The organism is Citrobacter sp. JUb117, from assembly GCF_024809055.1.
GTDB classification, from domain to species: Bacteria; Pseudomonadota; Gammaproteobacteria; order Enterobacterales; family Enterobacteriaceae; genus Citrobacter; species Citrobacter gillenii.
In genome coordinates this window covers 310,463-322,998 of record NZ_JANUFB010000004.1, presented here as the reverse complement: position 1 = coordinate 322,998, position 12,536 = coordinate 310,463, and the positions used below count along the sequence as shown (strand labels likewise).

Below are 12,536 nucleotides of genomic sequence, written 5' to 3'. Positions count from 1 at the left end.
TTTTTACTTAAAAGTAACTTTAGAGTATTTTGTCACACTTCTCATTATTTTAGTGTTGTTTACTAATCCAATGACTTCGTATTCCTCTTTCTCTTCAAAATCTCCCCAAATCTCTTTAATTAAATCTTCAAGTTTTTCTACATAACTAACTCTAGGGAGATTGTATTTTTCAATTACCTTATCAAATGTGAATGCTTCGTTGAAATGATAAACACTATTTGAATGGCTAACTATGACATTTTTCTCGAGTATTAGATCACGTTCGAAATCTGTTTTTCTTACACTATCATCGTCATCGTAATCCAGATCGCCGATATGAAAGAGAATTTCATCTGAGGAAATCAGAAAGTTTTTAATATCTGATAATGAACATCTTTTATTGCTTATAAACCAAACATTTAGATCGTCATTTGGCAAGAGAATGTGAAGTTTAAGTAAAAGATCAATCGAGAGCATTGATTCTGAACTGACAATTTCTCTAGCCCAATCAATCCAGCTTTCAAGAGGATAGTTTGGTAAAGCATCATTTCTCTCTGCTTTTTCATTATTTTCGAATGATAAGCATAAACCATCAAGGCCATAAATTTGTCCTGCACGAGCCCCTTTGTAGGATACAATTAAAGGTGGGTACTCATTAATTAGAAAATAATAGTGGCTAGTGATTCTTAAACGTCCAACAGTACGCCCATTAACTTTTAATGGATAAAGTTTTTTTTCTTTACTTTTATTGTGTATTCTTCTAAGTAGATCTATATCAGATATTTCTAACCAATCACTTGCGCTTATTATTTTTTCTGTTTTTTCTTTTGTGATTAGATAAATATCTATTTCACAGGCAGGGAATATCCATTTGATGATTTTTTTAAGTTTACCCTGCATTTTCTCTTCGCTAATTATTTCCTCTTCACTAATTATTTCCTCTTCACTAATTATTTCCTCTTCACTAATTATTTCCTCTTCCTCTGGTATCAATAAATCATTTAGAGTTTCATTTTCAATTCTAAGTGATATGGTAGTGCCATGCTTTTTTAACTCTTCTTGTTCACTTGGTTTTGAAATAAATGGTCTTTCTTCCAGACCGTTAGGGAAAGTTAATTTCCAATGGGAGTTAGATTCATCAGATTTGAGCTTATATCGATGTGTTATGACCTTTACATAGTTGGATATCATGAATGCTGAGTAAAAACCAATGCCAAATTGACCGATGGAATTAAAACCAGTTTGTGCAAGTTTTGGGTGTTCATACCTAACTGTATCATGGTTCCATAATGATTTCCCAAAATCGAGAAGAACATCAGATAAAACATATCTACTCATTCCTAATCCATTGTCAGATATATCTAACATCCAACTGTTGTTATCAATTCTATTTAGTTGGATAGTAATATGACCTTCAAAACTTTCAAGATAGCCTAAGTTTCGAGCTGCGATGATAGCGTCGAACCCATTTTGAATTAATTCTCTTAATGCTACGTATTTATTTTCTCCATATAGTGCTTTCCCTCCTAATGTTGAAATTAGTCTTGGCAGATTGCTCACATGAACTGAAATATCCTCAGGATCCCAATTGTTTGCTAAAACATATTTTGAAAAAGATGTTGGTGATTCTGCTCCCAATACGGAGTTAGCACCTAAGGGAGGGCGACCTGATTCGATTAAAAAACTATTAGCATCTTTAAGTTCTCTATTAATCATTCTTGCTGTATCGAAAGCTAACCACCATGCATTGCGTTCGTCTTCATTAAATGAGGAACCCGATGATATTCTTAGATTTCCTCCATCAACCAATTTTGCTCTACCAATTTTATTTTGAAAATGCCAATGGTCTTTTGAAATGCCTTGTGGAGTAAGAATGTTGTAAGAATAGGTGGGTGCTCTTCTGGAATCTATATGTGTTGCATCTGTTGTACGCAAAATAAATGCAATTTTGAGAGGGTCGACTTCCCAGTTTGTATTTTTGAAGAATGCTGGGGGGTTAATTATTCTTCCTGAGAAATTGTCATTGACTTTTTTTGCTGGCCAATGATGACTTTCGGCTATTTCACCAATTATTTCTGAATAATAGTCTCTAATCTCTTCATCAGCTATTAGGAAATAATAGTTTTGGTTTGTTTCAGATTTCCAAGATTGTTGAATTAAATTTCTTGCTTGTTTTGCATGTAATTGTCTAATAATTTCAAATAAAGCCATTTTTTCTAATTCAGAATTTTTTTCTGGTTCAATATTTTTGAATTTTAGTGCGATGAGGTCTTTCCATTCATCTCTCTCTTTTAAAGCAGTGAAGCCACCATTGTATGCTGCACTTACATGAGCGGCATCGTGTAATAGGAATGAGCCACCTAAAACATATGCTTCTATTGGGTTTAAATAAGAATCCTTACCTATTATTTGATCTGCTACTTCCCAAAGTGAATCTATGTGAGATATATCATGTATGGTTAATCCAGGGAGTTCAAATTCAATGTTTTTTACTAAAGGTTCTATTTTTCTTCTAAAATCAAAATAGCTATTCCTCAATCTTTCTATATCTTCATTGTCGGTCAAACCCAAAGTTGATTGCCAAAGGTTGGATTTTTCAAAAGCATTTATCATATTAGTTCCTTTTTAATGCGAAATGATTTCTATTTGGTTGCTTTCAATAAGGAGAGATATATTAGCCATTTATGCTTTTCGTTGGTATTTCGATCTTATCACATATATCTGTTTTTATTACTAAATAATTCACTTGCGTGTTTGGCGCGCAATGCTCTCCCCGCCACGCCTGCACGCTTCCTGGGGCGCTTTTAATGCAGGTGCATGAAGTGGCTCAGGCCGCGCCAGTACTGGTGCGGCGGGGTGTGGAAAATTCAGGTTTTTGCATGCAAAGCCATGCATGGCTATTTTTATTAAAAAGACGGGTATTTTCGGGGGCGTTTTATGCGGATTTTTTGCGGGTCTGCGCGGCCTGTCGGCGCATGAAAATCTGACTCTGTTCAGGCGTATATTTTGCCCGGTTGTCGTCTCTCGATGCTCTGTCAGGCCGGAAACCGATGGTTGTCAGAATGTCGCGATCATCCTCTGCGTAATCAATATTTCCTCCGCGGGTTACATGAACGGACAGCGCTTCGCGAACACTGGCGGCCGCCCGGTCGAGAGCCCGTTCTCTGACGATGTCAGGTTGTTCGCAGAGATGCATTAATTCCGGTGCCAGAGCGGCGGCCAGCGCGTCGCCGCTTACCTGCATAAAAGCGTGGAGCTGACGCCGGATACTGATACGCTGCACGGCTTCATGCGACCGGATGTACTGCCTGGCCGACTGATTTACTGCCCATTTTTTCAGGTCAATATCATCACGCAGCGCCTGTGCTGTCTCCGGTTCATAACGGGTGCAGGTCTGCTCCAGCTCTTTCAGCGCCATTTCAGCCCGCGCCAGTGCTGACTTGCTGCTCATCCAGTCCGATTTATTCTTCTGACAGGCTTCAAAAGCCTGTTCCAGTTGTGCTCGTGCCATTGTCTTTTCTCCTGAATCAGTGGCGATTCACTGTAGTGGAACCCTGATCGCTTCATCACCTTGATTTACTGCCAGCAGCGCGAAAAGTAATCTATTGACACTGAACGTATAATTTCCTAGGGTATGGTCAAGGTTCGCGCAGACCGGTCAGCCTGTAGACAAATTTGCCATCGCGCATATCAAAAACATCGCTATATCAGAGCATTCTTTTCCGCTCTGTGTTTACAGGCCGCAGAGTATTTTATAAAGGAAATGATATGCTCTCAGAATTAGCATTCAATGATGATTTTATTGATCTCCCGCCTCCCGCGAAAGAACAGCTTCGCAAACATGCCCGTTTTCTCAGAAATCATTGTGGTGTTCCTCTTGGACATGCGCAGGAAATGGTTGCATGGTTTTTCCATTTCAAAAACTGGGGTGACTTGAATGCCCGACAAACCCAAAAGATAGATGAAGCAGCCAAGATTAAATTGGCAGAAATACAAGAGTCATTACAGCTGCACAGGGATAATATTCCTCATACTGAATTAGCTGAACTCTATGCACTCAATGCGTTAGTCGGAACTTTGACAGAAGCGGTAGTGAGTAACCGCCTCTCGCAACTCAACCAACATGATATCGTCCTGCTTCATCGTTATCTCTACGATCACGAGTATTGGGGGGAGGATGTTCCTGTATCGTGGTCTAATGCATTACAAAGAGCGGATCGGTGTCCTATTTTGTTGGCGAAAAGGATGTCGGCAGAAGGTAAGATTCGAAGAATTAATCCCCATCTCTATTTCCCTTGGTTTGGCCTACGTATGTATGGCTATTTAGAAGTTAAAGGTGCTGAGCTGAACTATGATTGCACGGAGCTGGACAGTTATCTATTTCCCACTGTGAATCGACTTGATGCTTTGTTCCGCAGAGAGTGGTTTGTACCTTATTTTGTCGGGTTTGCTAGCTATCTTTTACAGACGTTGGCTCAGTCTGGCTATTCAGGACGTTTGTCATTCAGTAGGGTTCATAATGAAGGCTTGATTGAAAAAGCGGTTAGCGGTGTTCTTAATAAGAAATTCCAATATAAAAGATATAGCCTTAATGGTAATGACTTAACTGACGGACCGATCGAGAAATTGGTTACAACTTTGCTTGCCATGGGAGGGAGTATCAATCCAGCTAGGCAACGGATTGAATTTAGCTTTGGCAAGGAAGGGGCAACGGAATGAATTTCAATCTATTGACCCAATTAAAAGATCTCACCCCTTCAGTTTCTGGTGTACTACTTATCGCGTTAATTCTCTGTACTCTTGCCCGGCAAGGGTGCTTGTCTCGGTTATCATCGCGGCAGTCTTTTTATTTGTTGATGACGGCGATTAGCCTGATTGGAGTTAAATCATTTTTAATATAACTATTTGAATTAATAAATAAATAAAAAGATAAGGTATGTGGTGAATCTGATGCTTAAAGGTGAGTATCCGTAGTTGTAGACAATCAAAAAGGTGCCCTCAGCGTCTTGCCTGCAATCACTGCGATAAACTCCAGCACCAGATTTTGTTTGCGTACGGACAGCTTTTCAACTTTTCGCAGCGATGCCATTGTCAGTATCCATACATCAACGTTGGCGCCAGTGGTGGATCCGGCGGCTTTTAACCACATACCCTACATCACCACGGATGCGCTCGGCATCGCCATAATGCAAAGCGCGGGAACAAATAAATCAGCTCTCTGGTTTTGCGAGATGGATAAGCGTGTCGACTCGCGCGGGGGAGAGCGGTTCGCGCGGTTGCGGTAGCGGCCATCCGTACAGCCAGCGGGCGCTGGTGGCGCAGACTTTTCCCTGACAGGCACCCATTCCACAGCGTGAGGCGAGCTTTGCCGCCTGCCAGCTTTCGGCATTTTGCACGTCGCCACAACGAATATCCTCACAACGACACAGCAGCGTTTCTGCGGTGGTCGCGGCTTTGAGCGACTCCGGCAGCGCAAACGTCGCATGCAGTGCCTGGGCAAAACGCTGCCAGCGCGCGCGCGCGGCTATGGCGGTTTGGGCCTTTTGTGGACAATCTGCTGCGACGTAGCCGGCAATTTCTCCCTCGGCTAACGCCAGCTCGCTGCCGCCAAAACCTGTGCATTCTCCTGCCGCATAGATATTTTGCACACTGGTGCGTTGCTCTGCATCGACCCAAATCGCCTGATTTTCTGTTTTGCAGCCAAAGATTGCGCCGGGTTCAATATTCGGTACCAGTCCGTAGCCGATAGCCAGCCTGTCGCAGACGATCTCTCGGTTTCTGTCCTGGTGACGCACGGTCACTGACTGAAGACAGGAATCCCCCTGCGCATGGATGACCTGGCTTGCCGGGTGATAGCGGGCCGGAAAGAGCTCGCCGAACTGGCGCAATTTTTCCGGCCAACGCCAAAGCCCTGTCGCGAAACGGGCCAGTGCGGTCATCGGTGCTTGTTCGATGATGGCCACAATATTCCCGCCAGCGCGTTTCACCGTACTGGCGACCGCCAGCAGAAGTGGACCGCTGCCTGCAATGACCACGCGTTCCCCCTTGAGCTGCAGGCCGTGTTTTATCTGGGCTTGCAGGCCTCCGGCACCCGTCACGCCGGGTAGCGTCCAGCCGGGAAAAGGCAGCGAGAGCTCTCTGGCACCGCAGCATAAAATCAGTCGCTGCCAGCGGATTTCGCCACAGTCGTCTGTGGTTTCGAAGACAACGGAATGTGGGGCGGGGCGGGCAATGAGCCGGGCACCGTTCAGCAGCGTAACGCGGGGGTGTTCCGCCACCGCCTGACGAAGCTGCCGGGCGTGCCGGGGGAGCGAAACCTGCGGCCCGTCGCGCCAGATTTGCCCGCCGGGGCGCGGGTTGTCATCGAGGATCACCACCGATTTTCCACAACGTGCGGCAGCCAGTGCCGCCGACAATCCGGCTGGCCCTGCGCCAAGGATCAGGATCTCACAGTCAACGTTTTGCATGATGGCTCCTTTCAATCACCATTTCGGGTTGGCATTCAGTCTGACAGGCCAGCACCCGGCGCCCGTTCACCGTGATGCGGCACTCCTGACACACACCCATTCCGCAGAAGGGCGCGCGCAGTTTGCCGCTGACCGAACTGCGGATCACGCCGTTGCCCATCAGGGCCAGTGCTGCCGCAATACTTATTCCGACGGGAACCTCACAGGTCTGGCCGTCGATTATCACGTTCAGAGTTGTCATGCGATGGCCTCCTGCTTGTGCAGGCGTGCGGGGAGCCAGGCATCCGGAGATATCGCCGGGCGTTCACCCAGGATCTGGGCGCAGAGTAACTCGGCGGTTGCCGGTGCGGTCGTGACGCCCAGACCTTCATGCCCCAGCGCCAGCCATATACCCGGACGCGTGGGGTGTGGGCCAATCATCGGGTTGCCGTCAGCGGATGCTGCCCGAAAACCGCTCCAGCAGCGGATGATATTAAGCGTCTCCAGAGACGGTAAAAAATGGTGCGCTCGCGCCAGCATCTGTGCCAGCAAGGGGAGATCAACCTCGCGGTCGGTGTTATCGAACTGGCGGGAGGAGCCAATCAGCAGCTGTCCGGTGGGGCGCGGCTGAATGTTAAATGCCACAGAGGTGCCGCCTGCATGGGCGCTGGCACCGTATCCCAACTCTACCAGTTGGTGGCTGAGCAAGGGGCCGTAACGGTCGGTGATCGCCAACTGGCCTTTTTTTGCCCTGAGCCAGTGTTCATCCAACAGCGTGTTGGCCCCCAGACCATTGGCGATGACGATGGCGCGTGCGCGCAGTCGTTTGCCGCTGCGTAGGGTGACGTAGGGGGCATCAACAGAGAGGGCGCTATCACGAAGATGGGTTAAATCGGCATCGTCAATGAACCAGCGGGCGACGTTTGGGGCGTAAACTATCCCGTCGTCTGGGACCCACAGCCCGCCGGTGAGCCCGGCGGTGAGCAGCGGTTCGCGTGCGGCAAGCTGATCGCGGGTCTGCATTTCGCTAACAACCTGGTACTGTGCCATCCGTTGTTTCTTTTCTTCTGCCAGCGCAAGCTCTTGCGGCGTTTCTGCCAGCCACAGCGTGCCGCATCCGCGCCAGGCGCAGCTTTCCGGCATCCGGGGCGTCAGTTTGCGCCAGCTCGCCAGAGACCTGGCGGAGAGGGCGAGCTCCGCAGGATCGTCATCCATGCACACCAGGTGGCCCATGCCTGCCGCCGTCGCACCTGGGTTGCCGTCATCGACCAGCGTGACGCGCTGCCCGCGAGCGGCCAACTGCCAGGCGCAGGCGGCACCGATAATCCCGGCACCGATGACAACAACGTCACTTTCGGTCACAGCACGATCCCCCAGCAGAACGGATCGTCAGGATTGAGGATCAGCCGGTTATCACCGCAGACCCATGCTTCTCCGCGGATCGTCGGGACGATCTTGTCGCCATGCGGCACGAAATGCGCCGTAAATTCACTGCCGATGATGCTTGCCTGCCGCCAGGACTCTCCGGATTTGAGTTTACCGTCCTCTGCCAGGCAGGCCAGTTTGGCGCTGGTGCCGGTGCCGCAGGGTGAGCGATCCCATGCTTTACCTGGACAGAGAACAAAGTTACGGCTGTCCGCGTGATCATCCTCCGCAAACAGTTCGATATGATCGATAATGCCCTCATGTTCGCCACGGATGCCTGCACGATCTAACCCTTCACGGATTGCCCATGCGTATGCCGTCAATTCAGGGATCTTGTCCGGCGTGACCGCGAACGGATGATCGTTGACGAGGAAGAACCAGTTGCCGCCCCAGGCGATGTCACCCGTTACCGTACCGTGAACGGTTTCAACTTGTACCTGCTTACGCCAGCGGTATGCCGGAACGTTTTCGACCGAGACACTGCCATCTTCGTGCAGCGTGGCGGTCACATCGCCCACCGGCGTTTCAATCAGATGTTTACCGGGTTGAATGCGGCCAAGCCATGCCAGCGAGGCAATAAGCCCGATAGTGCCGTGGCCGCACATGTTCAGAAAGCCGCAGTTGTTAAAGAAGATGACCCCCGCCGTGGCCTGTGACGAAACAGGTTCACAGAGCAATGCGCCGACCAGGACGTCGTTACCGCGTGGCTCAAGAATAATGGCTTTACGCCAGTCGTCGTAGTCGCGGGAAAAACGCGCCCGACGCTCGGCCATGTTCCCCGTACCCAGATCCGGAAAACCGTCGATGACCAGGCGAGTAGGCTCACCGCCGGTGTGGGAATCAATCACTCTCAGTTCACTGTACTGCGCTGTCATAGGATCTCCGGAAGGTTAATACTTTGTTGCTAAATGCTGACGCAAGCCTTGCGTTCCTGCTTGATCGCTTTCGTCACGCCAAATGACGAAATCAGCATAATGGCCGGCATCATTGTTAGGGCTTTGTCATATTTATTTTTTATTAATCATCTGGTTAGTGGTGTGGTAAACCAAAAAAGGCAACCGCGCCAGTGGTTGGAAAAGGGGAAATTATAAACCTACGGCAGGATCGCAAAACGCGGTAAGGACACTTGCTCAGTTAACAAAAAGTTAATAAATATTCAGGTCACTAATCGGGAGGAAGCATGATGTCCTGTGTGATTGATGATGTGCGGGCCCCGTCGCCGGTGCTGGAAGTGGCTGAACTTAGCCAGATATGTGAAGGGCTGGCGCGCCAGCGTCCGGACAATATCCAGACGTTGCTCCATGCGATGGCATTGATTGCGCCACTGCTTAATGCCATTCCGAATGTGGTTTTTTTTATCAAAGATGTGCAGGCCCGCTATTTGATGGTCAATATGACCCTGGCACGTCGCTGCGGGTTTAAGACAGTGGTCTCTCTGCTGGGCAAAACCTCTGCCGATGTTTTCCCTTCGGCGCTTGGGCTGGGCTATACCGAGCAGGATATGCGGGTGCTGCGCGAAGGGGTAACGCTGCGCGATCAGCTGGAAATGCATTTCTACAACGGTCGTGAACGTGGCTGGTGTTTGACCCAGAAACTGGCGTTGCGGGATACGCAGGGCCAGGTCATCGGTATGGCGGGAATTTCACACGATCTGCAGGAAGCGCAGGCGCGTCACCCGGCGTGGCAGCGGCTGGCGATTGTCGATGATCATATCCGCAACCATTACCACCGGCCCATTGCGATGGAAGAGCTAACCGCCCTGAGTGGCATGTCGGTCGCGCAAATTGAACGCTACTGCAAGCGTATTTTTCATCTCACACCGCGCCAGATGATCCACAAAGTTCGACTGGAAAAAGCCACCGAACTGCTGGCGGGCGATACGCCGATTACTGATATTGCGTTGCAGTGTGGTTATACCGATCACAGCGCGTTTAGCCGCCAGTTTAAGGCGATGACGGGCTCTACACCGCGTGATTTCCGCCTCACGCTCGCCGGGTAAAACACGCGCACTGTGCTAATTTCGTCATCAAAGAGGAAGAAAACCACCAAGCAGTCGGTCGCCTGAAACGTCAATCTGTCAGTGAATATTCACCATTCATTCACTTTAAATTAACAAATTGACGACAAGGAACCGAACATGAGCAAGAAAGCCATTCACTGGAGCGGTGTATTCCCGGCAGTCAGCACCCAGTTTCGCAGCGATTATTCCCTGGATTTGGATGCCACCCACACGGTAATGAAAAACCTGGTCAAGGATGGTGTTTCTGGCCTGGTGGTGTGCGGCAGCGTGGGGGAGAACACCTCTCTGACCACGCAGGAAAAGCTGCAGATCATCGAAGTGGCGAAAGACGCTGCGGGCGGTCAGATCCCGGTCATTGCGGGGGTGGCCGAATTCACCACCGCGTTTGCACAAAAGATGGCGAAAGAGGCTGAGCACGTAGGCGTTGACGGCATTATGGTGATGCCTGCGCTGGTGTATTCCTCAAAACCACATGAAACGGCGGCCCACTTCCGCAGTGTGGCTATGGCTACCGACCTGCCGATCATGGTGTACAACAACCCGCCGATTTACAAAAACGACGTGACGCCGGACATTCTGGCCACGCTCGCCGACTGCGACAACATCGTCTGCTTCAAAGACTCCTCCGGCGATACCCGCCGTTTTATCGACCTGCGTAATTCCGTTGGCGACCGCTTTGTGCTGTTCGCCGGGCTGGATGATGTGGTGGTAGAGAGCATCGCCGTTGGGGCAGAAGGTTGGATCTCCGGGATGTCAAACGCCTTCCCGCGTGAAGGAGAGACATTGTTCCGCCTGGCAAAACAGCAGCGTTATGAGGAAGCGATGGCGCTCTACCGCTGGTTTATGCCGCTGCTGCATCTGGATGCGCGTCCGGATCTGGTGCAGTGCATCAAGCTCTGTGAAGAATTGCTGGGGCGCGGCAGCGCCATTACCCGCCCACCGCGTCTGGCACTGGAAGGGGATACCCGTGCGCAAGTGGTGGCGATTGTTGAGAAGGCGCTGGCGACCCGACCACAGCTGCCGGATGTCGGCCTTTAAGTAAAGGAGCGATGATGACATTACCTCTCTCTGTATCGGGGCAGCAGTTTATTGCCGGTCGCCGCGTGGCAAGCGGTGAGGCGACACTGCCGAGCCTGCGCGCCGCTGATGGCGAACTGACCGGATACCATTTTTACCCGGCCTCCCGCGAGGAGGCCGCCGCCGCCGCGGTGGCGGCTGAGCAGGCATTCCCGGTCTATTCACAGACATCGCCCGATGTGCGTGCCCACTTTCTCGACACGCTTGCCAACGAGCTGGATCTGCTCGGTGAGGACTTTTTCACGATTGCCCATCAGGAGACGGCGCTGCCGCTGCCACGGTTACAGGGAGAGCGCTCGCGTACCAGCAATCAGCTGCGTCTGTTTGCCGGGGTGCTGCGTCGGGGCGATGCATTTGGCGTACGCATTGATACCGCACTCCCTGAGCGTCAGCCTCTGTCGCGCCCGGACCTGCGTCAGTATCTGACCGCGCTTGGCCCGGTGGCGGTGTTCGGTGCCAGCAATTTCCCGCTGGCCTTCTCTACAGCGGGGGGCGATACCGCCTCCGCGCTGGCCGCCGGTTGCCCGGTGGTGGTGAAAGCCCATCCTGGGCATATGGCGACGGCGGAGTTGACTGCCCAGGCGATAGTGCGTGCGGTCGCGGCCTCTGGCCTGCCTGCGGGTGTTTTTAACATGATTTTCGGCACCGATATTGGCGCGGAGCTGGTTCGCCATCCGGCGATTCAGGCGGTGGGGTTTACCGGTTCGCTGCGCGGTGGCAAGGCGCTCTGGCAACTGGCGCAGCAGCGTCCACAGCCGATCCCCGTCTTTGCGGAAATGTCTGCCATTAACCCGCTGATTATTCTGCCGCAGGCCGTCGCTGCCCGGGCAGAAACGCTGGCACATGAGCTGGTGTCCTCTTTCACCCTGGGATGTGGCCAGTTTTGTACCAAGCCGGGGCTGATCCTTGCCTTGCGCGGCGAGGGCATTTCCCGCTTCACCCAGGCACTGAAAGACGCGGTGGACCAGGTGCCGGCACAGGTCATGCTGAATGCCCCGACGCTTGCCCATTACGAAGAAGGGGTCAGCGCGTTTGAGGCGCATCCGAATATTCAGCGTCTGGCAGGATCGGACGAAAGGGTTATCGGTCGCGCGCAGGCCCGGCTGTATCAGGCACCGGCTTCGCTGCTGCTGGCACAGGATCCACTTCTGCAGCATGAGGTGTTTGGCCCGCTGGCGGTGTTGGTCGAGGTGGCTGATGAGGGGGAATTGCAGTCCATTCTGCGCGCCATTCCGGGCCAGCTGACGGTAACGGTTCACGCTGAATCTGATGATGGGCCGCTGGCGCAGCACCTGCTGCCAGCCCTCAGTGAAAAAGCGGGACGCGTTTTGTTTAACGGTTATCCGACCGGTGTCGAGGTCTGTGATGCCATGGTGCACGGCGGCCCGTGGCCTGCCACTACCGACGCTCGTGGTACCTCGGTAGGAACCCAATCTATCGATCGTTTTTTACGTCCGGTATGCCTGCAAAATGTGCCTGCCGCGCTGCTTCCGCCTGCTGTCCAGGATGACAACCCTCTGAACCTGCTGCGCCTGATTAACGGGCAGTGGACCCGGGAAGCCATTTCCCCCTCTGTTGACTGAAGGGCA

General features: G+C 51.2%; 11 protein-coding genes. 4 read left to right on the top strand and 7 right to left on the bottom strand.

The annotated features are described in order from the left end of the window. Window positions 1–3: 3 nt before the first annotated feature. Together M2374_RS11485 and M2374_RS11480 are read right to left on the bottom strand one after the other, a co-directional pair. Complete coding sequence (locus tag M2374_RS11485; RefSeq protein WP_181688510.1) at window positions 4–2,592, bottom strand: ATP-binding protein; 2,589 nt, start codon at window positions 2,590–2,592, stop codon at window positions 4–6. A 322-nt stretch (window positions 2,593–2,914) separates the two neighbouring features. Beyond that, window positions 2,915–3,490 (bottom strand): phage polarity suppression protein, encoded by a 576-nt coding sequence (locus tag M2374_RS11480; RefSeq protein WP_181688509.1) that lies wholly within the window; start codon window positions 3,488–3,490, stop codon window positions 2,915–2,917. 257 nt (window positions 3,491–3,747) lie between these two features. On the opposite strand from M2374_RS11480, the gene M2374_RS11475 reads away from it, so the two are divergent. Beyond that, window positions 3,748–4,698 carry a hypothetical protein gene (locus tag M2374_RS11475; RefSeq protein WP_181688508.1) on the top strand — a complete coding sequence of 317 codons (951 nt, stop codon included), beginning with the start codon at window positions 3,748–3,750 and terminating at the stop codon, window positions 4,696–4,698. A gap of 265 nt (window positions 4,699–4,963) precedes the next feature. Here M2374_RS11475 and M2374_RS11470 read toward each other — a convergent pair whose 3' ends face one another. From M2374_RS11470 to M2374_RS11450, 5 genes are all read right to left on the bottom strand, one after another. After that, window positions 4,964–5,128 (bottom strand): hypothetical protein, encoded by a 165-nt coding sequence (locus tag M2374_RS11470; protein ID WP_181218787.1) that lies wholly within the window; start codon window positions 5,126–5,128, stop codon window positions 4,964–4,966. 61 nt (window positions 5,129–5,189) lie between these two features. Then, a complete protein-coding gene (locus M2374_RS11465) occupies window positions 5,190–6,446 on the bottom strand; it encodes an FAD/NAD(P)-binding oxidoreductase (protein WP_181688507.1) in 1,257 nt (418 codons plus the stop codon). Then, window positions 6,433–6,687 (bottom strand): (2Fe-2S)-binding protein, encoded by a 255-nt coding sequence (locus M2374_RS11460; RefSeq protein WP_181688506.1) that lies wholly within the window; start codon window positions 6,685–6,687, stop codon window positions 6,433–6,435. The genes M2374_RS11465 and M2374_RS11460 overlap by 14 nt, the downstream gene beginning before the upstream one ends. Continuing rightward, window positions 6,684–7,787, bottom strand: coding sequence for an FAD-binding oxidoreductase (locus M2374_RS11455; protein WP_181688505.1), 1,104 nt, complete (start codon window positions 7,785–7,787; stop codon window positions 6,684–6,686). The genes M2374_RS11460 and M2374_RS11455 overlap by 4 nt, the downstream gene beginning before the upstream one ends. Beyond that, entirely contained in the window at window positions 7,784–8,725 is a 942-nt protein-coding gene (locus M2374_RS11450; protein ID WP_181688504.1) for a 4-hydroxyproline epimerase, read from the bottom strand. The genes M2374_RS11455 and M2374_RS11450 overlap by 4 nt, the downstream gene beginning before the upstream one ends. A 308-nt stretch (window positions 8,726–9,033) precedes the next feature. Here M2374_RS11450 and M2374_RS11445 point away from each other — a divergent pair, with 308 nt between their 5' ends. The 3 genes from M2374_RS11445 (at window position 9,034) to M2374_RS11435 (ending at window position 12,530) form a co-directional block, all read left to right on the top strand. Then, a complete protein-coding gene (locus M2374_RS11445) occupies window positions 9,034–9,849 on the top strand; it encodes an AraC family transcriptional regulator (RefSeq protein WP_181689146.1) in 816 nt (271 codons plus the stop codon). 138 nt (window positions 9,850–9,987) lie between these two features. Beyond that, window positions 9,988–10,908, top strand: a complete 921-nt coding sequence (locus M2374_RS11440) for a dihydrodipicolinate synthase family protein (RefSeq protein WP_135912639.1) — start codon at window positions 9,988–9,990, stop codon at window positions 10,906–10,908. Between the two features lie 14 nt (window positions 10,909–10,922). Beyond that, window positions 10,923–12,530: an aldehyde dehydrogenase (NADP(+)) gene (locus M2374_RS11435; protein ID WP_181689145.1), complete on the top strand. Its 1,608-nt coding sequence runs from the start codon at window positions 10,923–10,925 to the stop codon at window positions 12,528–12,530. Window positions 12,531–12,536: the final 6 nt, after the last annotated feature.